The organism is Glycomyces tarimensis, from assembly GCF_054776215.1.
Genome location: NZ_BAAHCB010000020.1, coordinates 35,312 through 58,079 on the forward strand (window position 1 = coordinate 35,312; position 22,768 = coordinate 58,079).

The window sequence follows — 22,768 nt, forward strand, 5'->3', positions numbered from 1 at the left end:
GGCCTTGGACCACCGGCGACCGAGCGCCTAGATGTTGGCGGCGATGTCCCTGCGGAAGTAGCCGCCTTCGAGCTTGACGGCCTCGGCGAGGAGGTAGGCCGCCTGGCGGGCCTGCGCCACCGAGCCGCCCGTCCCGACGCAGTCGAGCACCCGCCCTCCGGAGGCGATGAGCTGCCCGGCGGCGTCCATCGCGGTCCCCGCGTGGAACACCCCCGGCCCGTCGGCGCCGTACAGCGGCCGCCCGGTCACGGGTTGCTCCGGGTAGCCGTCGTTGGCGACGACGACGCAGACGGCGGCGCCGTCCCTCCACCGCAGCGAGCCGATGTCGGCGAGCTTGCCGGTGGCGGCGGCGTACAGCAGCTCGCCCAGCGGGGTCTCCAGCAGCGCGAGGACCGCCTGGATCTCGGGGTCGCCGAAACGGGCGTTGAACTCGACGACCTTGAGGCCCTTGGCGGTCAGCGCCAGGCCGCAGTACAGGGTCCCGACGAACGGGGTGCCGCGGCGGGCGAGCTCGGCGAGCGTGGGCTCGGCGACGCGTTCCATGATCTCGTCCACCAGGTCGTCCGGCGCCCACGGCAGCGGCGTGTAGGCGCCCATCCCGCCGGTGTTCGGGCCGGTCCCGCCCTCGCCGATCCGCTTGAAGTCCTGCGCGGGCAGCATCGGCCGGGCCGCCTCGCCGTCGGTGACGACGAACAGCGAGACCTCGGGGCCGTCGAGGTACTCCTCGATGACCACGCTGCCGCATTCGAGCGCGTGCGCCAGGGCCGCCTCGCGGTCGTCGGTGACGATCACGCCCTTGCCGGCCGCCAGCCCGTCGTCCTTGACGACGTAGGGCGCGCCGAAGCGGTCGAGCGCGGCCTCGATCTCCTCGCCGGTCCGGCATGCGAGCGCCTCGGCGGTCGGCACGCCCGCGGCGGCCATGACGTCCTTCGCGAAGGCCTTCGAACCCTCGATGCGGGCGGCCTCGCGCCCCGGCCCGTACACCGGGATGCCCTTGGCGCGCACCGCGTCGGCGACGCCGGCCACCAGCGGGGCCTCGGGGCCGACGATGACGAGGTCGGCGGCCGAGGTGACCGCGAGGGCCGCGACCGAGGCCGGGTCGCCGGCGTTCACGGGGACGCACTCGCCGAGCCGCGCCATGCCCGGGTTCCCGGGGGCGCAGATGAGCGCGTCTACGGATTCGTCGCCGGCCAGGGCCGCGGCCAGGGCGTGCTCGCGGCCGCCGTTGCCGATCAGGAGTACTCGCACCCGGTCAGCTTACTGTGTGGATACGGCCTGGTTAACAGACCGCGCCGACGCCGTGCCCCCGTACGGCCGCGCGATGTCATGATGGCCCCGTGACTCCGAATGTGCTCGCCGAGCGGTACGCGTCCGGCCAGATGCGCGACATCTGGGACCCCGTCGGCAAGATCAAGGCCGAGCGGCGGCTGTGGCTGGCGGTGCTCAAGGCCCAGAGCGATCTGGGCGTGACCGTTCCCGACGGTGTGATCGCCGACTACGAGCGCGTCCTCGAGACGGTCGACCTCGGCTCGATCACCGAGCGCGAACGCGTCACCAAGCACGACGTCAAGGCCCGCATCGAGGAGTTCTCCGACCTGGCCGGCCACCAGCACATCCACAAGGGCATGACCAGCCGCGACCTGACCGAGAACGTCGAGCAGATGCAGGTGCGCCACTCGCTCGAGCTCGTCCGCGACCGCATCGTCGCCGCCCTCGTGCGGCTCGGCGCGCGCGCCGAGCAGTACCGGGACCTGGTCATGGCCGGGCGCAGCCACAACGTGCCCGCTCAGGCCACCACCCTGGGGAAGCGGTTCGCGTCCTGGGCCGAGGAGCTGCTCGTCGCCTTCGACCGGATCGAGGAGCTGCTGCGCCGCTACCCGCTGCGGGGCGTCAAGGGGCCTGTCGGCACCGCTCAGGACATGCTCGACCTGTTCGGCGGCGACGCGGCCAAGCTCGCCGAGCTCGAACGGCGCGTCGCCTCCCACCTCGGCTTCGAGCGCGTCATGGATTCGGTCGGCCAGGTCTATCCGCGCTCGCTCGACTACGAGGTCGGCTCGGCCCTCGTCCAGGCCGTCGCCGCTCCTTCGAGCGCGGCGCTGACGATCCGGCTCATGGCCGGCGCCGAGCTGGCGACCGAGGGCTTCATGCCCGGACAGGTCGGCTCCTCGGCGATGCCGCACAAGATGAACACGCGCTCTTCCGAGCGCGTGGGCGGCCTCGCCGTCGTCGCCCGCGGCTACGCGACGATGCTCGGCGAGCTCGCCGGCGACCAGTGGAACGAAGGCGATGTCTCCTGCTCGGTGGTGCGCCGTGTGGCCCTTCCCGACCTGTTCTTCGCCGTCGACGGACTTTATGAGACGTTTCTCACGGTGCTCGACAACTTCGGGGCCTACCCGGCCGTCGTCGGCGCCGAGCTCGACCGGTACCTGCCCTTCCTGACCTCGACAAAGGTCCTCATGGAGGCCGTGCGGCGCGGCGCCGGGCGCGAGGACGCGCACGAGGCGATCAAGGAGCACGCCGTCGCAGTGGCCCGCGCCATGCGCGAATCGGGGCAGCGGGAGAACGACCTGTTCGACCGCCTCGCCGCCGACGACCGCCTGCCGCTCGACGGCCCAGCGCTGACCGCGCTGGTAGCCGATACGAGCGAATTCGTTGGGGCGGCGGGAGACCAGGTGGACAGGGTTGCCGACAGAGTGGCCGCCGCCGCGAAAACGCACCCTGAGGCCGCCGCTTATCGACCCGGCGGCATCCTCTGATTCGCTGTGACGTGGCACCGACACCCTGAGCGCGCTAGTGGCCCTGGTCAGAACGCGTGAATAAGCTTGGTCCTGTTCCGTCCATGTGACCGACAGGAGTGCGACCGTGGCCCGTGTAGTGGTCGACGTGATGCTGAAGTCCGAGATCCTCGACCCGCAGGGCGAGGCCGTGCTCGGGGCGCTGCCACGCCTCGGTGTCAACGATGTGACATCGGTGCGTATCGGCAAGCGCGTCGAGATCGAGTTCGACGACGCCGCCCGGAACGTCGAGGAGCAGGCGCAGACCATCGCCGACAAGCTCCTGGCGAACCCCGTCATCGAGAGCTTCGACGTCTCGATCGTCGAAGGGGCCGGAGAACCCGCATGAGCGCCCGCATCGGCATCGTCACCTTCCCCGGTTCGCTCGACGACCGCGACGCGGCGCGCGCCGTGTACCTCGGCGGCGGCGAGCCGGTGGCGCTGTGGCACGACGACGCGATGCTCCGCAGCGTCGACGCCGTCATCCTGCCCGGCGGCTTCTCCTATGGCGACTATCTGCGCTGCGGCGCGATCGCCCGCTTCTCCGAGGTCATGGGGCTCGTCCGCGAGGCGGCCGACCGCGGCCTTCCGGTGATCGGCGTCTGCAACGGCTTCCAGGTGCTGTGCGAATCGCACCTGCTGCCCGGCGCGCTCGTGAGCAACGCGCACCTGCGCTACCGCAACCGCCCCGCCCGCCTGCGGGTCGAGACGAACCGCACGGCGTGGACGGCCGCCTACGAGTCCGGCGCCGAGGTCCTCTTCCCCGCCAAGCACGGCGAGGGACGCTACGTGGCGGACGAGGAGACCCTCGACCGTCTCGAGGCGGGCGGCCAGGTCGTCTTCCGCTACCTCGACAACCCCAACGGCGCGATGCGCGACATCGCCGGGATCGCGAACGAGGCCGGGAACGTCGTCGGCCTCATGCCGCACCCCGAGCACGCCGTCGAGGCGCTCACCGGCCCGTCCACCGACGGGCTCGGCGTCATCGCCTCGGTCCTGGCCCACCTGAGTGAGGGAGCCGCGAGATGAGCGCACAGCTCAACGTCGTCATAGACACCGTGGGCGTCGCCGACGCCACGCCCGACGAGAAGCAGCCGTACGCCGAGTTGGGCCTCAAAGAGGACGAGTACGAGCGCATCCGCGAGATCCTCGAACGCCGGCCCACGCAGGCCGAGCTCGCCATGTACTCGATCATGTGGTCCGAGCACTGCTCGTACAAGTCCAGCAAGGTCCACCTGCGCCAGTTCGGGGAGAAGAACCCGCGAACGCCGCGCCTGCTCGCCGGGATCGGCGAGAACGCCGGCGTGGTCGCCATCGACGAGAACCTCGCGGTGACGTTCAAGGTCGAGTCCCACAACCATCCCTCGTATGTGGAACCGAAGCAGGGCGCCGCCACCGGCGTCGGCGGCATCATCCGCGACATCATCGCGATGGGCGCCCGCCCGATCGCCGTCATGGACTCGCTGCGCTTCGGTGACATCGACCATCCCGACACGGCCCGGGTCCTGCCCGGTGTCGTCGACGGCGTCGGCCACTACGGCAACTGCGTCGGCCTGCCCAACATCGGCGGCGAGACCTACTTCGACCCCTGTTACCAGGGCAACCCGCTGGTGAACGCGCTCAGCGTCGGCGTCATGCCGCGCTCGCGCCTCCAGTCCATGCAGGCCAGCGGCGTCGGCAACGTCGTGATCCTGCTGGGCGCCAAGACCGGCCGCGACGGCATCGGCGGCGTCTCCGTGCTCGCCAGCGCCACCTTCTCCGAGGACGACGACTCCGACTCGCGCCCCAGCGTGCAGGTCGGCGACCCGTTCACCGAGAAGCTGCTCATCGAGGCGTGCCTGGAGCTGTTCGACACCGGCCTCGTCGTCGGCGTCCAAGACCTGGGCGGCGCCGGGCTCACCTGCGCGCTCTCGGAGACCGCGGCCGCCGGCGACGGCGGCATGCACGTCGACCTCGAACTCGTGCCGCTGCGTGCGGCGGGCATGGAGCCGCACGACATCCTCGCCTCGGAGTCGCAGGAGCGGATGCTCCTCATCGTCGACCCGGCGAACGTCGAGAACGTCCTGGCCCGCGCGCACCGATGGGGTCTGCTGGCCACCGCGATCGGCACCGTCACCGACACCGGTCGCCTGGTCATCGACTACCACGGCCAGACCGTCGTCGACGTCCCGCCGGCGAGCCTCGCCGACGAGGGCCCGGTCTACAACCGGCCGATCGCCGAGCCCAACGACCTGGCGCTCATCGCCGTCGACCGGGCCGAGACGCTGCCGCGTCCGGCCACGGACGAGGAGATCCGCCAGACCGTCCTGGACATGGCCGCCAGCCCGAACCTGTGCGACAAGACGTGGATCACCGAGCAGTACGACTCCTCGGTGCTCGGCAACACGGTGCTCGGCGCCCCGCACGACGCCGGCCTCGTGCGCCTGGACGAGCGCACCGGCGTGGGCATCGCGATCTCACTCGACGGCAACGGCCGCTTCGCGCGGCTCGACCCGTACGTGGGGGCGCAGCTGGCGCTCGCCGAGGCCTACCGGAACGTCGCCGTCACCGGCGCCACGCCGATCGCCGTCAGCGACTGCCTCAACTTCGGCTCGCCCGAGGACCCGCACGTGATGTGGCAGTTCGAGCGGGCCGTCACCGGGATCGCCGACGCCTGCCGGCACCTGGGCATCCCCGTCACCGGCGGGAACGTGTCCTTCTACAACCAGACCGGCCGCGAGGCTATCCACCCGACGCCGGTCATCGGCGTCCTGGGCGTCATCGACGACGTCGCCCGGCGCATCCCGCTGGGCCTGGGCCGGGCGGGCGACACGATCGCGATCATCGGCACCACCGAGGAGGAGCTGTCCGGCTCGGAGTGGGCCTGGGCGAAGCACCGCCACCTCGGCGGCGTCCCGCCGAAGGTCGACCTCGACCACGAGATGAAGCTCGCCGAGCTGCTCTCGCGCCTGGCCGCCAACGAGCAGGTGGCCGCCGCGCACGACCTGTCCGAGGGCGGGCTCGCGCAGGCGCTGGTGGAGGCGATCAGCCAGTCCGGCATGGGCGCGCAGATCCTGCTGCCGGAGGGCGCCGACCCGTTCACCTATCTGTTCAGCGAATCGTCGGGCCGGGTGCTCATCGTCATCCCGCGCGGCCAGGAGCTGGCGGTGCGGTCGGCGTGCGAGCAGCGCGGGCTGCCGATCACGCCGCTGGGCGTGGCCGACTCGAACACCGACGGGCTGCACCTGCGAGACCACTTCGACATCGGGCGCGAGGAGATCGACGCGGCCTGGAAGGGCCGCATCGGCGCGAAGCTCGGCGAGTAGTCCGAACATGACGACGGCCCGTCCCCGAAGGGGCGGGCCGTTCGCCGTTCATGCATGCACGAGCGGCAGATACTCCGAGAGGTCGGCCCGCTGACCGGAGGCGGCGACCTTTCCCGCGGCGAGGGCCTCGGCGAATCCGAGGCGGCCGGTGGCCAGTTCGACGAAGACGATCGGCTCGCACTCGATGACGTTCGGCGGAGTCCCGCGCCGGTGCCTGGGCCCCTCGACGCACTGCACCGCGCCGTAGGGCGGCACCCGTACCTCGACGGAGTGACCTGGGGCCGTGTCCGCCAGCATCTTGAGCAGATCGCGCACCGCGGCCTTGAGCGTCTCGCGGTCCGGGGCCTCGTCGTTGTCGATCGCGGCGATGGCGTCGACCACAGCGTCCATAGCGTTTCCTTCAAAGCAGGTTAGACTTCGCCAGGTGGCGTCGCCCGACTCGGCGTGCGCCGCAGTCCATACACCCTGGATCCCGTGACCGAATTGAGACCAGGCATAGTGGCGTCGACGGCCCGCGACTGTGGGTGAGTTGTGCCTTCACGGCGAAGCTTTTCGAGCCACAAGTCTGCACGATGAGAAGGCATGCCCAGGAGGGGATGTAGATGACCGTAGCGGCCGAACCGAGCAGGACCGAGACTAGCGTCTCGCGGTCCCGGCGGGGGCCACGGGGTCGCCTGCGTGCGCGGCTCGCGGGACTCGCCGCGGTCTTCGGCGTCGTCCTCGGCGCCCTCACCTTCCCGGCCGCCGCCCAGGCCGCCGACTTCAACGCCGCGATCTCCGGCGGCCACGACCCGCGCATCGACATCGGCGGCGCCGCCGCCGCCATCACCGTCCAGGTCCAGGCCACCTTCGCGCCCGGGCAGGGTCCCAAGGACACGACGGTCTCGGCGAGCCTCTCGGGCCTCGACGGCTACGCCAGCATCGATGTGGCCGACGGTCCCTGCTTCCGCTCCAACGTCGCCACCGCCACTTGTCAGACCATGACCTCCGGAGAGGTCCGCGAGGTCCAGTTCCTCGTCGCGCCGATGGCCGAATCGGACCTGCCCGAGGGTGAGACGAAGTCCGGCGAAGTCAAGATCAACTTTGACGGCGGCGACCAGAAGACCAGCGTCACGGTGGTCGGCCACGCCATCGCCGGGATCGGGAGCATCTCCGGCACGGTCACCTCGAACGCCACGCCCGTGGACGGCGCGAAGGTCGTCCTCAGCGACGGCGACGGCGTCGACCACGAGAAGAGCACCGACTCCAGCGGCAACTTCCTCTTCGACGGCAGCGGTGGCGCGACCATCGCGCCCGGCGACATGACGCTGACGGTCACGGCCGAAGGCTTCGAGGAGCTCGTGGAGGAGTTCAGCGTCGCCCAGGGCGGGACCTTCACCCGGAACATGACCCTGATTCCCGTGCAAGCCGAGGAGGAGACGAGCGCGGCGCCCACCACGCAGGCCGCCACCGAGGAGGCCTCGCCGAGCGCGGTCGCCGAGACGAACGACGACGGCGGTGTCTCGGGCACGCTGGTCTTCCTCATCATCGTCGGCGGCCTGCTCGTGATCGGCGGGATCGTCGGGATCGTGTTCCTGCTGCGCGGCGGCAAGGACGACGATAAGGACGACGAGGGCGAGAGCTTCTCCTCCAACCCCACGCCGGAGCACACCCCCACCGCCGCGCAGGTCGGCAGCCCCGGGGTCTACCAGGCCGGTCCGGCGCCCGGCCAGGACGCGCCCACGATGGTCCACAACGGACCACTCGTGCAGGACAACGAGGTCGGCGCCTACGGCGCTCCGACCTCCGCGTTCGGCCCCGCGTACGGTCCCGGCTCCAACGACTCGACCCAGGTGATGCCGCAGGCCAACCCGCCCGGCACGCCCCCGCCCCCGCCGCCGGTGGGGCCCAACGACACACAGATCCTGTCGACGGTCAAGGGCCTCGACAAGCCCGGCAGCATCCCGCCGCCGCCGATGAGCGACGCCACGCACGTGATGCCGAGGGCGAACATGTCCGAGCGGCCACAGCAGCCGACGTTCTCCGACCCCGGTGCCACGCAGCCGTACCAGTCGCCGACGCCGCCTCCGGCGCCGGGCTCGCGCGACCCGTACGCTCCGCAGCCGTCTCAGCCGCAGCAGCAGCCGTCCCAGCCGCCGCAGCCCCATTTCTCGGACCCCGGCGCCACGCGGCCCTACACCGGCCAGGGCATGAGCCGTGACCCGTACGCGCCGCCGTCGCAGCCGGCCAGCGGACCGCCGGCCGACCCGTATGCACCGCAGCCGACGCAGGCGATGCCGCAGGGCGGCCCCCCCGGTACGCCGCCGTCGCCGTATGCCGGTGGGCCGCCGACCGACCCGTACGCGCCCCAGCCGACCCAGGCCATGCCGCAGGGCGGCCCCCCAGGCGTGCCGCCGTCGCCGTACGCTCCCGAGCAGCCGGAAGACGAGGGCTCCACGAACTCGCATCGTCGCGGAGACGAGGACCGCCGCGGGTGGGGCGAGTGGGACGACCGTCCCCGTTCGTGGTGACGAGCGACTCCGATTCGGGACAGCGTCGCCCGATCGAGAGGGTGGACCCGGACGCCTGGTCGGATAGACTGGGACAAGGCGCCTCCTGCCGAACCCCGCCGTAGTGAGGTTTGCGAGCCAGGACTCGGCAACATGGCGAGGCATAACGTTGCGCCACGGCAAAGCTCGCGAGGCGTGGCTTTGCGCCACGGCGAAGCTTGCGAGCCGTAACTTAGCCCAGCTAATCGAGGAGTTGCAGTGACCCGAGGTGATGGTCGACTCACCACGGAACTCGATCCCGACCATCCCGGTCCTCGCGACGCCTGCGGCGTCGTCGGCATCTGGGCCCCCGGGGAAGAGGTCTCGAAACTCACCTACTTCGGGCTGTACGCGCTGCAGCACCGCGGCCAGGAGGCCGCGGGGATCGCCGTCTCCGACGGCTCCCGCACCGTCGTCTACAAGGACCTCGGTCTGGTGGCGCAGGTCTTCGACGAGTCCACGCTCGCCCCGCTCCAGGGGCACCTGGCCATCGGCCACGCGCGGTACTCCACCACGGGCGCTCCCACCTGGGAGAACTCGCAGCCCACCATCAGGTCCACCACCACCGGCACCGCGATCGCGCTCGCGCACAACGGGAATCTCGTCAACACCGCCGACCTCCTCAAGGAGGTCGACCGGCTCGGCATCGACATGGGTGACACCACTTCGGACACGCACCTGATCACCGCGCTCCTGTCGGCCCATCCCGACGAGTCGGTGGCCGCAGCGGCCGAGCGGGTCCTGCCGCAGCTTCGTGGCGCGTTCTGCCTGGTCTTCATGGACGAGAACAGCCTCTACGCCGCCCGCGATCCGCAGGGCGTCCACCCGCTGGTCCTCGGTCGGCTCGCCCGCGGCTGGGCCGTGGCCTCCGAGACCGCCGCGCTCGACACCATCGGCGCCACCTTCGTGCGCGAGGTCGAGCCCGGCGAGATGATCACCGTCGACGAGTACGGGCTGCGCTCGACGCGCTTCGCGAACCCTGAGCCGAAGAACTGCCTGTTCGAGTACGTCTACCTCGCCCGCCCCGACACGAAGCTCGCCGGGCGCAACGTCTACGCCACCCGCGTCGAGGTCGGACGCACCCTCGCCCGCGAGGCCCCCGTCGAGGCCGACCTGGTCATCGGCGTCCCCGAGTCGGGCATCCCGGCCGCGATCGGCTACGCCGAAGAGTCGGGCATCCCCTACGGGCAGGGCTTCACCAAGAACTCCTACGTCGGGCGCACCTTCATCCAGCCGTCGCAATCGCTGCGCCAGCTCGGCATCCGGCTCAAGCTCAACCCGCTCGTCGACCAGATCAAGGGCAAGCGTCTGATCGTCGTCGACGACACGATCGTGCGCGGCAACACCCAGCGGGCGCTGGTGCGGATGCTGCGCGAGGCCGGGGCCGTCGAGGTCCACATCCGGATCTCCGCGCCGCCGGTCAAGTGGCCGTGCTTCTACGGCATCGACTTCGCCACCCGGGCCGAGCTCATCGCCGGCTCGCTCGACGTCGACGGCATCCGCTCCCAGATCGGCGCCGACAGCCTCGGCTACGTCTCTCTGGACGGGCTCATCCGGGCCACCGAGCAACCCGCCACCCGACTGTGCGGCGCCTGCTTCACCGGCGAGTATCCGATCGAACTGCCCGCCGCCGATCTGATCGGCAAGCATCTCCTCGAAACACCCCAGACACCGCCATCCGCCGATTCAGCGAGCACGACAGTGCGGGAAGGGACCACAGCGTGAGCAGCGGCACCACCGACAGGACCATCTCCTACGCTTCCTCTGGCGTCGACATCGGCGCCGGCGACCAGGCCGTCGAGGCCCTCAAACCCTCGATCCGCAAGACCACGCGGCCCGAGGTCGTCGGCGGGATCGGCGGCTTCGCCGGCCTGTTCGCGCTCGACGTCGAGAAGTATCGAAAGCCGCTGCTGGCCTCGTCCACCGACGGCGTCGGCACGAAGCTCGTCATCGCCCAGAAGCTCGACATCCACGACACCGTCGGGATCGACCTGGTCGCGATGGTCGTGGACGACCTGGTGGTGTGCGGCGCCGAGCCGCTGTTCCTGCTCGACTACATCGCCACCGGGCAGGTCGTGCCCGAGCGCATCGCCGACATCGGGGCGGGCATCGCCGACGGCTGCCGCTACGCGGGCTGCTCGCTCATCGGCGGTGAGATCGCCGAGCACCCCGGTGTGATGAAGCCCGACGACTACGACATCTCCGCCACGGGCGTCGGCGTCGTCGAGGCCGACCAGCTGCTCGGCCCCGAGCGGGTCAAGCCCGGCGATGTCGCGATCGCGATGCGCGCCTCCGGGCTCCACTCGAACGGCTTCTCGCTGGTGCGGGAGGCCCTGTTCGGCGTCGGCAAGATGGACCTGGGCACCGAGGTGCCCGAGTTCGGCCGGCAGCGGACCCTGGGCGAGGAGCTCATGACCCCGACTCACATCTACGCGAAGGACTGCCTGGAGCTGGCCAAGGAGTGCGACGTGCACGCCTTCGCGCACATCACCGGCGGCGGCATCGCCGGGAACCTGGTGCGCTCGATCCCCGACGGGCTGAGCGTCGCCGTCGACCGCTCGACGTGGACCCCGAACCCGGTGTTCGACGTCGTGCAGCGCACCGGCGGCATCAGCGACGAGGAGATGGAGCGGACCTTCAACATGGGGATCGGCATGGTCGCCGTCGTCGCCCCCGACCAGGTCGACCGCTCCCTCGCCGTGCTCACCGCCCGCCACGTCGAAGCGTGGACGATCGGCGAGGTCACCGAGGGCGACGACGGCGTCAAACTCACTGGGAGCTATCAGAAGGCTGGGTAGGCACCTCCGGGGCCTCGGCCTCGGCCTGCTGTTCGCGCTTCAACGCGCGCAGGCGGACCCACAGCCAGAGCAGTCCGAGCGTCGGCAGCAGCGCCGCCGAGATGAGCGCCGGCACCAGCGGCAGCGTCGGCGTGATCATGACGCCGAGCCCGAGCAGCGTCGTCAGCAGGATGGTCTTGCGCGTCGCCGGTTCGAAGACCTCCAGCGGGCCGAGCGGCACCTTGTGCCAGGCGACGCGCTTGGCGCTGCGGATGATGATGAGGCCCAGCAGCAGGCCGGCCGGCTCGTCCCAGAACCAGTGGTGCCCTATGTACACCTGCGAGGCGAACACCGCGATCGGCGGCACCAGCAGCAGGCTCCAGCGCGCCCACGCGGGGAGCAGCCCGCCGACAAGCATGACGATGAGCCCGAACAGCAGGATCGTGTTCACCGCGTGCCCTGATGGGAAGGCCGTGGCGTCGGGGATATTGCCGCCGCCGCCCTCGGCGTAGTAAGTGAACAGCATCGCGCCTTCGGGCGAAACCTCGTGGAGCTGCCACAGGTGCTGTGACAGCGGGCGGCCGAGCAGATGCTTCATGCCGAGGATGATCACCAGGGTGATGAACGACAGCACGTACATGAGCAATGGCCGGATGGAGCGCGATCGCAGCGCGCACCAGACCGCGAGCAAGAGGGTGATCGTGGCGACCGTGCGCGCCTGGCCGAGCTCGGTGGCGACGCGCGCGATGTCCCGGATCCAATCGACCTTGTGACGCCAGACCCACTCGCGGATCTCCCAATCCATCGTGACCAGCGGCGAAGGGAAGGTCAGAAGCGCGGCGATGGCCAGGAAGGCGAGGAACATCCAGAGGTCGGGCCACCAGCTCTTGGGCCGCTTGCCGTACGGTTCCCAATCGAACCAGTCGACCGGGATGTAGCGGCGCAGCGGCGTGATGATCTGCTTGACAACAGCGTCATCACGGACGGTCACACCTCGGTCCCGTATGTTCGCGCTTCGGCGCGCGGTCGTAGACCGGTTCGATTCGGATGGCATACCTGGATATTCGCTTGTGAAAGTGAATTCTGATGCCGCCACACCCGAAATGGACCGAATTTGTTATCAGGTCGGTATGTATGGTGTGGTTTGCGGCGCACCTGGAATAACCTGCGTTGATACGCAGGGGCATCAGGTGCTGACACATGTCACCCATTCGTCACACCGGCCACAGGGGATATCCGGATCCCCGTCTCTCCCAAGCCCGCACGGACTTGCGGCGGTCTGCCGTGCCGCGCGTTCGCGAATCTCCTACATTGATGTCGATGGAAACAGACGGAATCGCTGTCGCCTCGGCCATGCGCCGGCATGCGGACACCCTTGACGGCCTGCGGTACCGCACCGAGGCCATCCGGTTCGCCAGCACGCTCATGCCCCGCGACGCGGCGGCGTACGGGACCATGTGCGGCTGGATCGCCGACTGCCTCGAGGACCGAACGCAGCGGCAGGACGGCTTGGTCGAGTACGTGGCCGAGAACCTCCGGATCGCCGCCGGGAACCTGCGCACCGCGGCCGCCGCCTACGAGGGCCGCGCCGCCGGACCGACCGGGGAGCCCGATGCGCTCGGCACGGTGAACGATGCGGTCTTCCGCGCGTCCTACTGGTATCCGGGGAGATCGAGCGAACCGCTCGCGGAGCCGGCTCCGCGGCTGGCCGACCAGATCCAGCCGCTCGTCGACGAGATCAGCGGCAGGTCCTGGGCCGACGAGCAGTTCGCCGGAGGCGATGGCTTCGGGTCCATGCCGATCGCGCGGCTCGACGTGGCGATCGCGCACTTCGATGCGATGCGCGAACTGCTGTCGCAGCTGGTCGGTCGGCCCGAGATCGTCGCGGCGCAGGCGAGCGCTTGGAACGACATGTCCGCCGAGCTGTACCGCATCGGTCGCGACCTGGAGTTCCACCTCGACCGCGACCTGCTCGAATGGAAGGGCGAGGACCACGCCGCCTACCAGGCGCTCATGGAGCACAACGTGGAGGCCATCGGCGGGGTGGGCGCGACGGCGGCGGCGCTCGGCGCCGCGGTCGAAGGGGCCGGAGTGGTCGTGGCATCGGCGCTCGACCTGGTGCGAGGACGCAGCGTCGAACTGGCCGCCCACGTGGTCAGGTGGGCCGCCGAGGCGAACCCGGCCGAGCCGTCGGCCACGCCGCTCCAGCTCGCCGCCGCGGTCACCAAGTGGGCCCTGATGGTCATGGGCTACGTCATGGCCCTGGCCCGCAGCCTCCACAACCTCAGAATGCTGCTCGAAGGTTAACGGACGATGCGCAGTCCCGCCGTGCCGCCGTCCACCGCGAGACTCGTGCCCGTGACCGCCTTGTTGGCGGGGTCGGCCAGGTAGACCACGGCGTTCGCGACCTCCTCGGCGCTCACGAGCCGCCCGGTCGGCTGGCGGGCCTCGAGCCTGGCGCGCTCGGCCTCGGGGTCGTCGGCCTGGTCGAGCAGCCTTTGCACCCAGGGCGTGTCGGCCGTTCCGGGGGCCACGCAGTTGACGCGGATGCCCTCGCCCACGTGGTCGGCCGCCATCGCGAGCGTCAGCGAATGCACCGCCCCCTTCGACGCGGAGTACAAGGCGCGCTTGACGAGCCCGGTGCTCGCGACGATCGAGGAGGTGTTCACGATCGCGGGCGAGGACGACTCGCGCAGGTGCGGCAGGCACGCGCGGGCCAGTCGGACCATGCCGAGCAGGTTCACGTCCAGCACGCGGATCCACTGCTTGTCGGAGTTCTCCTCGACGGTGCCGACCGCGCCGATCCCGGCGTTGTTGACGAGCACGTCGATGCCGCCGAAGTGGTCGACGGCGGCCTGGACCGCTTGGCGGACTTGGTGGTCGTCCGCGACGTCGCACGTCGTCGACCAGTGCTTCTCGCTGGCGTTGAGGTCGAGCACGGCCACGTTCGCGCCGCGCTCGGCGAAGGCGTCGGCGCAGGCCGCGCCGATGCCGGACGAGCCGCCCGTGACGACGACGGTGAGTCCCTCGAAATCGCTCATCGGCTTGCTCTCCATTCAGGTCCGTTGGGGAAGGCGTAGCGCTGGAGGCTCTCGCGCCGCATCTCGGCCGAGAAACCGGGCGCGGTCGGGGCCTGGTAGCGGCCGTTCTTGATGACGGTGGGTTCGGTGAAGTGCTCGTGCAGGTGGTCCACGTACTCGATCACGCGATCCTCCAGGGAGGCGCTCACCGCAGTGTAGTCGAACATCGACAGGTGCCCGACCAGCTCGCACAGGCCGACGCCGCCGGCGTGGGGGCACACCGGGACACCGAACTTCTTGGCCAGCAGGAGGATGGCGATGTTCTCGTTGACTCCGGCGACGCGGGCGGAGTCCAGTTGGAGGAAGTCGATGGCCTCGGCCTGCAGCAGTTGCTTGAACATGACGCGGTTGTGGCAGTGCTCGCCGGTGGCTACCTTGATCGGCGCGATGCGGCGCCTGATCGCGGCGTGGCCGAGGACGTCGTCGGGGCTGGTCGGCTCCTCGATCCACCACGGGTCGAACTCGGCGAGCGCGGCCATCCACTCGACGGCCCGGTCGACGTCCCAGCGCTGGTTGGCGTCCACCGCGATCCGCACGTCGGGACCGACCGCCTTGCGCGCGGCGGCGAATCGTCGGCGGTCGTCCTCCAGATCGGCGCCGACCTTGAGCTTGATCTGGCCGAAGCCGTCGGCGACGGCCTGCCGGGCCAGGCGCACGACCTTCTCGTCCGAGTAGCCGAGCCAGCCGGGCGAGGTGGTGTAGGCGGGATAGCCGTCGCGTTCGATCTCGGCGATCCGCTCGTCCTTGCCCGGCTCGGCCTCGCGCAGCATCGCCAGGGACTCATCGGGAGTGAGCGCGTCGGTCAGGTAGCGCCAGTCGACGCAGTCCACGATCTGCTCCGGGCTCAGGCTCGAGAGGTACTTCCAGACGGGCATCCCCGCGCGCCGGGCGGCGAGGTCCCAGGCGGCGTTGACCAGCGCCGCCGCGGCCAGGTGCATGACGCCCTTCTCCGGTCCGAGCCAGCGGATCTGCGAGTCGTGCGTCAACCGTCGGTAGAACTCGCCGAGGTCGTCGGCGTCACGGCCGACGACGAGCTCGGACAGCGTCTCGATCGCGGCGCAGCAGATGTCGTTGCCGCGCCCGATCGTGAAGGTGAACCCGTGGCCCTCCAGGCCGTCGTCCGAGCGAAGGACGACGTACGCGGCCGAATAGTCGGGGTCCGGGTTCATCGCGTCCGAACCGTCGAGGCTCGCCGAGGTCGGGAAGCGGACGTCGATGACGTCGACGGCACTGATCATCGGCGGGTGCTCCGGTTCCCGGTGCGGGCGCGGCGGCGGGCGGTCACGCCCGCACCACGGGGTTCTCGGTCGCCCCCAGTCCGTCGATGCCGACCTCGACCACGTCGCCGGCCTTGAGGTACGGGAACCGCCCCGACAGGGCGACGCCCTCGGGCGTTCCGGTCAGGAGCAGGTCGCCGGGGTCGAAGGCCATGAACTGCGACATGTGGAAGACGATGTGGGCCACCGAGAAGATCATGTCCGCGGAGTTCGAGTCCTGCCGGATCTCGCCGTTGACCTTCGACCACAGCCGCAGCTTCTGCACGTCGTCGATCTCGTCGGGCGTGACCAGGTGCGGCCCGAGCGGGGAGAACGTGGGGCAGGCCTTGCCCTTGGAGAACTGGCCGCCGGAGCGCTCGATCTGGAATGCGCGCTCGCTGACGTCGTTGGCGACGACGAAGCCCGCGATGCACTCCAGTGCCTCGGCCTCGGACTCCAGATAGGAGGCCCGCTTGCCGAAGACGATGCCGAGCTCGACCTCCCAGTCGGTCTTGGACGATCCACGAGGGATCTGGATCTCGTCGTTCGGTCCGACGACAGTGTTGGGGTGCTTGAAGAACACGACCGGTTCGGTCGGCGGCTCGGCCCCGGACTCGGCGCAGTGGGCGGCGTAGTTCATGCCGATGCACACCACGGCGCCGGGCTTCGCGATCGGCGCGGCCAGGCGCCGGCCCGCGATGTCGATCTCGGGGAAGCCGGCGACGCTGGAGAGGCCGCCGCGGGCGAGGAAGTCCGCGTCGATGTCGCTGTAGCGGCCGGAGACGTCGTAGTGCTTGCCCTCGTGGGCCACGACGGGGGTCTCCAGTCCGGGTTCGCCGATGCGCAGGTACTTCATAGCACTCCTAGCTTGTAGGTCTTCGCCGCCGTCCCCGCGAACACGTCGGGGTCCTCGCGGCCGAGGATCTCGGTGACGGCGTCTTTCACGCGCGTGTAGGTGGCGGCCAGTTCGCAGACCGGCCAGTCGGATCCGAACATGAGCCGGTCGGGTCCGAACAGTTCGAGGGCGGTCTGGACGAAGGGGCGCAGGTCCTCTGTCGTCCATTGATCCCAGTCGGCCTCGGTGACGAGGCCGGACAGCTTCGCGGTCACATTGGGCTGCTTCGCGAGCGGCGCGACGGCGTCCCGCCATGCCCACAGGCCCTCGGCGCCGTCCCTGATGCTCGGCTTGCCGAGGTGGTCGAGGACGAACGTCAGCTCGGGCACGGCCTGGGCGGCCTTCACCGCGGCGGGGAGCTGGTCGACGCGGACGACCAGGTCGAACGTCGCCACGGTTTGGGCGGTGACGTGGAGGGCCTCGATGACGTCAGGGCGCGACAGGAATTCGGATTCCTCGCGGGCCTGGATCTGGTCGCGCAGGCCCACGAGGAAGCGGGCGCGCGGGTGGGCCTGGTAGCGGGCGAGCACGGCGCGAAGATCGGGCGCGAGCAGGTCGATGTGGCCGACCACCCCGGCGATCTCGTTCACGGCTCCGGCCAGGTGCAGGAACTCGATGGTCTCGGAGGGGTGCCCCCAGGCGGCCTCGACGAGCACGGTGCGGTCGACGCCGGCGGCGGCGAGATTGGCCCGCAGGTCCGCGATGCCGTAGTCGCGCTTGATCTCGGCGAATTCCGGGCGGCTCGCGAGCCAGGGGTAGTCGGCGGTCCAGACATGGTGGTGCGCATCGATGACGAGATGGGACGTCGTCATGGTGTGGGTGCCTCCTCGGCCAGCAGCCCCGCGCGTTTGAGGTCGTGCCACAGCGCGGCGGGAATAGGGTGGGCGGACATCGCGAGGGCGTCGTCGACCTCTGCCGGTGTGCGGGCGCCGACGAGGGTCGACGCCACCGCGGGGTGGGCCGCGGGGAACTGGAGGGCGGCGGCGCGCAGGGGCACGTCGTGCCTGGCGCAGACCTCGGATATGGCGATCGCCTTCTCGACGAGTCCGGGGTCGGCCGCCGAATAATTGAAAGTCGCTCCCGGGCGTGGATCGGCGAGGATGCCGGAGTTGAAGACGCCGGCGGCGATGACGCTGACGCCGCGCGAGACGCACATCGGGTAGAGGACATCGAGGGCCGACTGGTCGAGCAGCGTGTACCGGCCCGCGATGAGGGCGACGTCGAACTCGCCGCGGGTGAGCATGTCGGCTGCGGCGTCGGTGGAGTTCATGCCGATGCCGATCGCGCCGACGAGCCCGGCGTCGCGCAGGTCGGCGAGGGTCGCGTACGTGCCCGACACGGCCTCGTCGACATGGTCGTCGGCATCGTGGATCAGCGCGATGTCGATCTGCGGGCTCCACAAGCGGAATTGGCTTTCCCGGAAGGACTCGTATGCGGCCTCGCTGGAGAAGTCGAACCGGGACGCCTTGCCGTTGGGTTCGGCCCACAGGTCCCATTGGCCTTCGTGGTCGACCAGGACGCGGCCCATCTTGGTGGAGAGGGCGAACTCCTCGCGGGGAAGCTCCGCGAGAGCGCTCCCGAGGCGCCGCTCGGAGAGCCCGGCGCCGTAGTGGGGCGCGGTGTCGAAATAGCGGATGCCGCCGTCCCAGGCGGCCTTGACCGTCGCGGCGGCGACGGCGGGGCCCACGGGGGTGAACAGGCCGCCGAGCGGGGCGCAGCCGAGGCCGAGCGCGGTGATGGACACGTCGGTGTCACCGAGGCGGCGCCGCGCTGGTTCGGGGCGGGTCGTGGCCACGGAGTGTCTCCAATGCGGACTTATGAGGCGGTTCGCGTCGGCGCGGTTCAAGCCAAGGTCGACAATATCCTATAGGATATCGCGATGGCAGAAACACTGGTGGGGTCGGAGCGGCAGACGCTCGCCGACGAGGTCTACGTGCGGGTCAAGGCGCGGATCATGGAGAGCGAGCTCGCGCCGGGGCAGAAGGTCAGCATCGACGGGCTCGCCAGGGTCCTGGAGGTGTCGCAGACGCCGGTGCGCGAGGCGCTCGCGAGACTGGAGTCCGAAGGGCTGCTGGAACGGCGGCCCCTCAGTGGCTACACCGTCACCCCGCTGCTCAGCCGCGACGAGTTCGAGGACCTGTTCGACATGCGCCTGCTGCTCGAGCCCGAGGCCGCGCGCCGCGCCGCCGCGCGCGGGGCGGGCGACGCGGACCTGCTCGCCGAGCTTCGCGGCATCGCCGACATCCCGGCCGAAGGGCTCGACCGGCAGGCGGGCCAGCTGGCCTTCACCGAGGCGGACGAGCGCTTCCACACTCTGGTCGCCCAGCTCAGCGGGAGCGCCATCCTCGCCAAGTCGATCCTGCGGCTCGACGCGCATCTGCACCTCCACCGCTCGTACATCCCGCCGGCCGACATCGCCGAGACGCAGGCCGAGCACCTCGCGGTCACGGACGCTATCATTGCGAAGAAACCGCTTGCAGCGGAGCGGGCGATGCGCCGCCACCTCGAGGCGGCCCGCGTCCGCCACGCCGCGGCGTTCCAGTCTGCCGGCACCGCGGATCCGAAGAATGAGGTGAACCGAACCCCTTGAGCCGCATAGGTCTATTCATCACCTGTATCAACGACGCCCTGTACCCCCAGACGCCGAAGGCGGTCGTGACCGTGCTGGAACGTCTCGGCTACGAGGTCGACTTCCCGCAGGCCCAGACCTGCTGCGGCCAGATGCACGCCAACTCCGGTTACCGCCGGGACGCCGCGAAGCTCGCGAAGTCCTTCGAGCGGACCTTCGGCGACTACGACGCCGTCGTCACCCCCTCCGGCTCGTGCGCCGCCATGACCCGCGACCAGTACCCGGAGCTCACCGGCACCGACATCGGCGAACGCGTCTACGAGCTCTCGGAGTTCCTCATCGACCACGCCGAGGTCGAGGACGTCGGCGCGCGGTTCCCGCACACCGTCACCTACCACCCCACCTGCCACGGCACCCGCGCGCTCGGCCTGGGCGACAAGCCGCTGCGACTCCTGCGCGCCGTCGACGGCATCGAGCTGGTCGACCTGCCCGAGGCCGACCAGTGCTGCGGCTTCGGCGGCACGTTCGCGCTCAAGAACGCCGAGGTCTCCTCGGCGATGCTCGAGGACAAGTGCCGACACGCGACCGAGACCGGCGCCGAGTACCTCGCCGCGGCCGACAACTCGTGCCTGACCCACATCGGCGGCGGCATCTCCCGAGCGGCGCACATCGACGGCTCCGCAAGCGTCGCCGAGAGTGGCGGACCGCGGCCGATCCACTACGCCGAGATCCTGGCGAGCACCGTATGACTGCCGCCTTCCCCCCTGGGCGAAGCCCGCGAAGCCCGAAGTTCGCCCAGTCCGCCAAGGTCGCGCTCGGCATGCCGCAGCTGCGGTCCAACCTCGCGCACGCCACCGGCACGATCCGCGGCAAACGCGCCGACGTCGTCGATGAACTCGACGACTGGGAGGAGCTGCGCGGCGCAGCCGCGGCGATCAAGGACGACGTGCAGCGCCGGATGCCCGAACTGGCCGTCGAGTTCGAGCGCAACGCGATCGCCGCCGGCGCGACGGTCCACTGGGCGAGGGACGGCGCCGAGGCCAACCGGATCGCCGCGAAGCTGACCCGCGAGGCCGGCGCCGAGGAGGTCGTCAAGGTCAAGTCCATGGCCACCCAGGAGATCGAGCTCAACGAGCATTTCGAGGCCGAAGGCCTCAAGGCCTGGGAGACCGACCTGGCCGAGCTCATCGTCCAGCTCGCCGAGGACAAGCCCAGCCACATCCTGGTGCCCGCGATCCACTACAACCGCACCGAGATCCGGGACATCTTCAAGGACCGCATGGCCGGCGCTCCCGAGGGGCTGACCGACGACCCGGCCGCGCTGGCCGAGGCGGCCCGGCTGCACCTGCGCCGCCGCTTCCTGTCGGCGAAGGTCGCGGTCTCGGGCGCCAACTTCGCCGTCGCCGAGACCGGCTCGCTCGTCGTGGTCGAGTCCGAGGGCAACGGCCGGATGTGCCTGACGATGCCCGAGACGCTCATCAGCATCGTCGGCGTCGAGAAGCTGCTGCCGAGCTTCGCCGACCTCGAGGTCTTCATGCAACTGCTGCCCCGGTCCTCGACCGGCGAGCGCATGAACCCGTACACCTCGGTGTGGACCGGCGGCGCCGAGGCAGACGGGCCGAAGCACGTCCACATCATCCTGCTCGACAACGGCAGGACCGACGTCCTGGCCGACGAGGTGGGGCGGCAGGCGCTCTCGTGCATCCGGTGCTCGGCGTGCCTGAACGTCTGCCCGGTCTACGAGCGGACCGGCGGCCACGCCTACGGGCACGTCTACCCCGGCCCGATCGGCGCGATCCTGGCGCCGCAGCTCGAGCCCGGCCGGCACGATGACCTGCCGTACGCATCGAGCCTGTGCGGCGCGTGCTACGAGGTGTGCCCGGTCAAGATCAACATCCCCGAGGTGCTCGTCCACCTGCGCCAGCAGGGTCCCCACAACGCGGGCGAGCATGCCGCGATGGGGGCGGCCGAGGTGGTCATGAACCGGCCGAGGCTGTGGCGGGCCGCATTGGGGGCGGCGCGGTTCTTCTCGCGGCCCTGGCGCAGACGGGGCCACGTCCGAAGGCTCCCGTGGCCGGGATCGAAGTGGACGGTGAGCCGGGACCTGCCGGTGCCGCCGAAGGAGACCTTCCGGGACTGGTGGAAGGAGCGGGAGCGTTGAGCGCGAAAGAGGAGATCCTGGAGCGGATGCGTCGTGCACTGGACGGAGTGGACGCCCCGCCCGAGGTGCCGCGCGACTACCGCCGCTCGCTCGACGCCGGCACCGACATCGTCGAGCTGTTGATCGACCGCCTGGTCGACTACAAGGCCGAGGTGCACCACGGCGTCGACGCGATCGAGGCGGCCCTGGGCGAGGCGAAGCAGGTGGTGGTCCCGAGCGATCTGCCGACCGAGTGGCGCCTCGGCAGCGCGGTGTTCACCGAGGACGAACAGCTTTCCACCGAGGACCTCGACGGCGTGGACGCGGTGCTCACCGGCTGCGCCGCGGCCGTGGCGGTGTCGGGCACGATCATGCTCGACGCGGGTGCGGCCCAAGGCAGAAGGGCGATCACGCTGGTCCCGGACCATCATGTGGTGGTCGTGCGGCGAGACCAGATCGTGGGCCACCTGGCCGAGGCGCTGCCGAGACTGCATCCGACCCGCCCGCAGACCTGGATCTCCGGCCCGTCGGCGACCAGCGACATCGAACTGCAACGGGTCGAAGGCGTCCACGGCCCCCGCCGCCTCGACGTCGTCATCCTTCCGACCGGGCCGGACTCACATGCGTAGCCCAATCACTGGTCCGGGTCATCGCCGTCTGACCACGGACCGGCGGCGAACCCGCTCCCTGCCGAGGAGCCACAGGGCGTGGACGCCGTCGGTCCAGGTGATCTTCTTGCCCTCCTCGCGGCTGCGCGCCGTGTAGGAGATCGGCACCTCGAACGGCCGGATGCCCCGCTTGAGCAGCTTCGCCGTCAGCTCGGCCTCCATGCCGAAGCCCGCCGAGCGCACCTGCAAATCCAGGTAGAGTTCGCGCGGCATGAGCTTGTAGCAGGTCTCGAGGTCCGAGATGTAGGAGTTGAAGAGGACGTTCGCGGCGAGCGTGATGCCCTTGTTGCCCATCACGTACCAGAACGAATACGCCGAGTGCGAGCCGAACGTGCGCGAGCCGTACACCACCTCGGCCTTGCCGTCGAGGACCGGCGCCAGCAGTCTCGCCAGATCGCCCGCCTCGTATTCGCCATCGGCGTCGAATACCACTACATAATCGCCCGAGGCCTTTTTCGCGGCGGTGCGAATGGCCGCGCCCTTGCCGCGGTTGCGCGTATGGCGGATCAGCTTGACGCGAACTTCATCCTCGAAGGTCTGCAGCACTTCCCATGACCGGTCGCGCGACCCGTCATCGACGGCCACGATCTCGGTCTCGCAGGGGAAGTCCACTGCGAGCAGCTCTTTCAGCGTCCCGGCGGCGAGGCGCTCCTCATTGAATACCGGGACGAGAATCGACAACAGCATCGCTGCTCCACCCCCGCGCTTCCGAACACTATTTCAAAACCATAACGCGCGGCCTTGCCGCGGCGTCATCGGGAGGGACGGTCGTGTTC

At 70.2% G+C, this 22,768-nt stretch carries 21 protein-coding genes; 12 read left to right on the forward strand and 9 right to left on the reverse strand.

Going from position 1 to position 22,768, the window contains the following annotated elements; genetic code table 11:
* Window positions 1–27: 27 nt before the first annotated feature.
* Entirely contained in the window at window positions 28–1,248 is a 1,221-nt protein-coding gene (purD, locus tag ACYVK3_RS14850; protein ID WP_460498111.1) for a phosphoribosylamine--glycine ligase, read from the reverse strand.
* Window positions 1,249–1,337: 89 nt separating this feature from the next.
* On the opposite strand from purD, the gene purB reads away from it, so the two are divergent.
* The 4 genes from purB (at window position 1,338) to purL (ending at window position 6,079) form a co-directional block, all read left to right on the forward strand.
* Window positions 1,338–2,756: a lyase family protein gene (purB, locus tag ACYVK3_RS14855; RefSeq protein WP_460498112.1), complete on the forward strand. Its 1,419-nt coding sequence runs from the start codon at window positions 1,338–1,340 to the stop codon at window positions 2,754–2,756.
* A gap of 106 nt (window positions 2,757–2,862) precedes the next feature.
* A complete protein-coding gene (gene purS, locus ACYVK3_RS14860) occupies window positions 2,863–3,123 on the forward strand; it encodes a phosphoribosylformylglycinamidine synthase subunit PurS (RefSeq protein WP_460498113.1) in 261 nt (86 codons plus the stop codon).
* Window positions 3,120–3,803, forward strand: coding sequence for a phosphoribosylformylglycinamidine synthase subunit PurQ (purQ, locus tag ACYVK3_RS14865; protein WP_460498114.1), 684 nt, complete (start codon window positions 3,120–3,122; stop codon window positions 3,801–3,803). Before purS ends, purQ begins: the two co-directional genes overlap by 4 nt.
* Window positions 3,800–6,079 (forward strand): phosphoribosylformylglycinamidine synthase subunit PurL, encoded by a 2,280-nt coding sequence (gene purL, locus ACYVK3_RS14870; RefSeq protein ID WP_460498115.1) that lies wholly within the window; start codon window positions 3,800–3,802, stop codon window positions 6,077–6,079. The genes purQ and purL overlap by 4 nt, the downstream gene beginning before the upstream one ends.
* Window positions 6,080–6,127: 48 nt before the next feature.
* Here the strand turns inward: purL and ACYVK3_RS14875 are convergent, their stop codons facing one another.
* A complete protein-coding gene (locus ACYVK3_RS14875) occupies window positions 6,128–6,469 on the reverse strand; it encodes a sterol carrier family protein (RefSeq protein WP_460498116.1) in 342 nt (113 codons plus the stop codon).
* 212 nt (window positions 6,470–6,681) lie between these two features.
* Here ACYVK3_RS14875 and ACYVK3_RS14880 point away from each other — a divergent pair, with 212 nt between their 5' ends.
* From ACYVK3_RS14880 to purM, 3 genes are all read left to right on the forward strand, one after another.
* Window positions 6,682–8,589, forward strand: coding sequence for a carboxypeptidase-like regulatory domain-containing protein (locus tag ACYVK3_RS14880; protein ID WP_460498117.1), 1,908 nt, complete (start codon window positions 6,682–6,684; stop codon window positions 8,587–8,589).
* A 237-nt stretch (window positions 8,590–8,826) separates the two neighbouring features.
* Window positions 8,827–10,332: an amidophosphoribosyltransferase gene (gene purF / locus ACYVK3_RS14885; RefSeq protein ID WP_460498118.1), complete on the forward strand. Its 1,506-nt coding sequence runs from the start codon at window positions 8,827–8,829 to the stop codon at window positions 10,330–10,332.
* The gene (gene purM / locus ACYVK3_RS14890) at window positions 10,284–11,405 is read left to right on the forward strand and encodes a phosphoribosylformylglycinamidine cyclo-ligase (RefSeq protein ID WP_460498506.1); all 1,122 of its coding nucleotides are present in this window, start codon (window positions 10,284–10,286) and stop codon (window positions 11,403–11,405) included. Before purF ends, purM begins: the two co-directional genes overlap by 49 nt.
* On the opposite strand, the gene ACYVK3_RS14895 is transcribed toward purM, so the two are convergent.
* Window positions 11,377–12,375, reverse strand: a complete 999-nt coding sequence (locus tag ACYVK3_RS14895) for a phosphatase PAP2 family protein (protein WP_460498119.1) — start codon at window positions 12,373–12,375, stop codon at window positions 11,377–11,379. The two genes, purM and ACYVK3_RS14895, sit on opposite strands and share 29 nt — an antisense overlap.
* A 329-nt stretch (window positions 12,376–12,704) precedes the next feature.
* Here ACYVK3_RS14895 and ACYVK3_RS14900 point away from each other — a divergent pair, with 329 nt between their 5' ends.
* The gene (locus ACYVK3_RS14900; protein ID WP_460498120.1) at window positions 12,705–13,691 is read left to right on the forward strand and encodes a hypothetical protein; all 987 of its coding nucleotides are present in this window, start codon (window positions 12,705–12,707) and stop codon (window positions 13,689–13,691) included.
* Here the strand turns inward: ACYVK3_RS14900 and ACYVK3_RS14905 are convergent.
* From ACYVK3_RS14905 to ACYVK3_RS14925, 5 genes are read right to left on the reverse strand one after another with little or no spacing between them, the layout of a single operon-like run.
* Window positions 13,688–14,425: an SDR family NAD(P)-dependent oxidoreductase gene (locus ACYVK3_RS14905; RefSeq protein ID WP_460498121.1), complete on the reverse strand. Its 738-nt coding sequence runs from the start codon at window positions 14,423–14,425 to the stop codon at window positions 13,688–13,690. The two genes, ACYVK3_RS14900 and ACYVK3_RS14905, sit on opposite strands and share 4 nt — an antisense overlap.
* Entirely contained in the window at window positions 14,422–15,702 is a 1,281-nt protein-coding gene (locus ACYVK3_RS14910) for an enolase-like domain-containing protein (protein ID WP_460498123.1), read from the reverse strand. The genes ACYVK3_RS14905 and ACYVK3_RS14910 overlap by 4 nt, the downstream gene beginning before the upstream one ends.
* Window positions 15,703–15,745: 43 nt before the next feature.
* A complete protein-coding gene (locus tag ACYVK3_RS14915) occupies window positions 15,746–16,576 on the reverse strand; it encodes a fumarylacetoacetate hydrolase family protein (protein ID WP_460498124.1) in 831 nt (276 codons plus the stop codon).
* Window positions 16,573–17,427: an amidohydrolase family protein gene (locus tag ACYVK3_RS14920; protein ID WP_460498125.1), complete on the reverse strand. Its 855-nt coding sequence runs from the start codon at window positions 17,425–17,427 to the stop codon at window positions 16,573–16,575. Before ACYVK3_RS14920 ends, ACYVK3_RS14915 begins: the two co-directional genes overlap by 4 nt.
* Window positions 17,424–18,410 carry an aldo/keto reductase gene (locus tag ACYVK3_RS14925; RefSeq protein WP_460498126.1) on the reverse strand — a complete coding sequence of 329 codons (987 nt, stop codon included), beginning with the start codon at window positions 18,408–18,410 and terminating at the stop codon, window positions 17,424–17,426. Before ACYVK3_RS14925 ends, ACYVK3_RS14920 begins: the two co-directional genes overlap by 4 nt.
* Window positions 18,411–18,494: 84 nt before the next feature.
* Between ACYVK3_RS14925 and ACYVK3_RS14930 the strand changes: the two genes are divergently transcribed.
* From ACYVK3_RS14930 to ACYVK3_RS14945, 4 genes are read left to right on the forward strand one after another with little or no spacing between them, the layout of a single operon-like run.
* Window positions 18,495–19,205 carry a GntR family transcriptional regulator gene (locus ACYVK3_RS14930; protein ID WP_460498127.1) on the forward strand — a complete coding sequence of 237 codons (711 nt, stop codon included), beginning with the start codon at window positions 18,495–18,497 and terminating at the stop codon, window positions 19,203–19,205.
* Complete coding sequence (locus ACYVK3_RS14935; protein WP_460498129.1) at window positions 19,202–19,933, forward strand: (Fe-S)-binding protein; 732 nt, start codon at window positions 19,202–19,204, stop codon at window positions 19,931–19,933. Before ACYVK3_RS14930 ends, ACYVK3_RS14935 begins: the two co-directional genes overlap by 4 nt.
* Window positions 19,930–21,345, forward strand: coding sequence for a lactate utilization protein B (locus tag ACYVK3_RS14940; protein ID WP_460498130.1), 1,416 nt, complete (start codon window positions 19,930–19,932; stop codon window positions 21,343–21,345). The genes ACYVK3_RS14935 and ACYVK3_RS14940 overlap by 4 nt, the downstream gene beginning before the upstream one ends.
* Window positions 21,342–21,953 (forward strand): LutC/YkgG family protein, encoded by a 612-nt coding sequence (locus ACYVK3_RS14945; RefSeq protein WP_460498131.1) that lies wholly within the window; start codon window positions 21,342–21,344, stop codon window positions 21,951–21,953. The genes ACYVK3_RS14940 and ACYVK3_RS14945 overlap by 4 nt, the downstream gene beginning before the upstream one ends.
* An 18-nt stretch (window positions 21,954–21,971) precedes the next feature.
* Here the strand turns inward: ACYVK3_RS14945 and ACYVK3_RS14950 are convergent, their stop codons facing one another.
* Entirely contained in the window at window positions 21,972–22,679 is a 708-nt protein-coding gene (locus tag ACYVK3_RS14950; protein WP_460498133.1) for a glycosyltransferase family 2 protein, read from the reverse strand.
* Window positions 22,680–22,768: the final 89 nt, after the last annotated feature.

Bases quoted from the DNA above. Each gene is read 5' to 3' on its own strand.
- ACYVK3_RS14920 (WP_460498125.1), bottom strand. From the start codon at position 17,427: ATGACGACGTCCCATCTCGTCATCGATGCGCACCACCATGTCTGGACC.
- ACYVK3_RS14915 (WP_460498124.1), bottom strand. From the start codon at position 16,576: ATGAAGTACCTGCGCATCGGCGAACCCGGACTGGAGACCCCCGTCGTG.
- purL (WP_460498115.1), top strand. From the start codon at position 3,800: ATGAGCGCACAGCTCAACGTCGTCATAGACACCGTGGGCGTCGCCGAC.
- ACYVK3_RS14910 (WP_460498123.1), bottom strand. From the start codon at position 15,702: ATGATCAGTGCCGTCGACGTCATCGACGTCCGCTTCCCGACCTCGGCG.
- ACYVK3_RS14930 (WP_460498127.1), top strand. From the start codon at position 18,495: ATGGCAGAAACACTGGTGGGGTCGGAGCGGCAGACGCTCGCCGACGAG.
- purQ (WP_460498114.1), top strand. From the start codon at position 3,120: ATGAGCGCCCGCATCGGCATCGTCACCTTCCCCGGTTCGCTCGACGAC.
- ACYVK3_RS14940 (WP_460498130.1), top strand. From the start codon at position 19,930: ATGACTGCCGCCTTCCCCCCTGGGCGAAGCCCGCGAAGCCCGAAGTTC.
- ACYVK3_RS14875 (WP_460498116.1), bottom strand. From the start codon at position 6,469: ATGGACGCTGTGGTCGACGCCATCGCCGCGATCGACAACGACGAGGCC.
- ACYVK3_RS14880 (WP_460498117.1), top strand. From the start codon at position 6,682: ATGACCGTAGCGGCCGAACCGAGCAGGACCGAGACTAGCGTCTCGCGG.
- ACYVK3_RS14905 (WP_460498121.1), bottom strand. From the start codon at position 14,425: ATGAGCGATTTCGAGGGACTCACCGTCGTCGTCACGGGCGGCTCGTCC.
- ACYVK3_RS14950 (WP_460498133.1), bottom strand. From the start codon at position 22,679: ATGCTGTTGTCGATTCTCGTCCCGGTATTCAATGAGGAGCGCCTCGCC.
- ACYVK3_RS14900 (WP_460498120.1), top strand. From the start codon at position 12,705: ATGGAAACAGACGGAATCGCTGTCGCCTCGGCCATGCGCCGGCATGCG.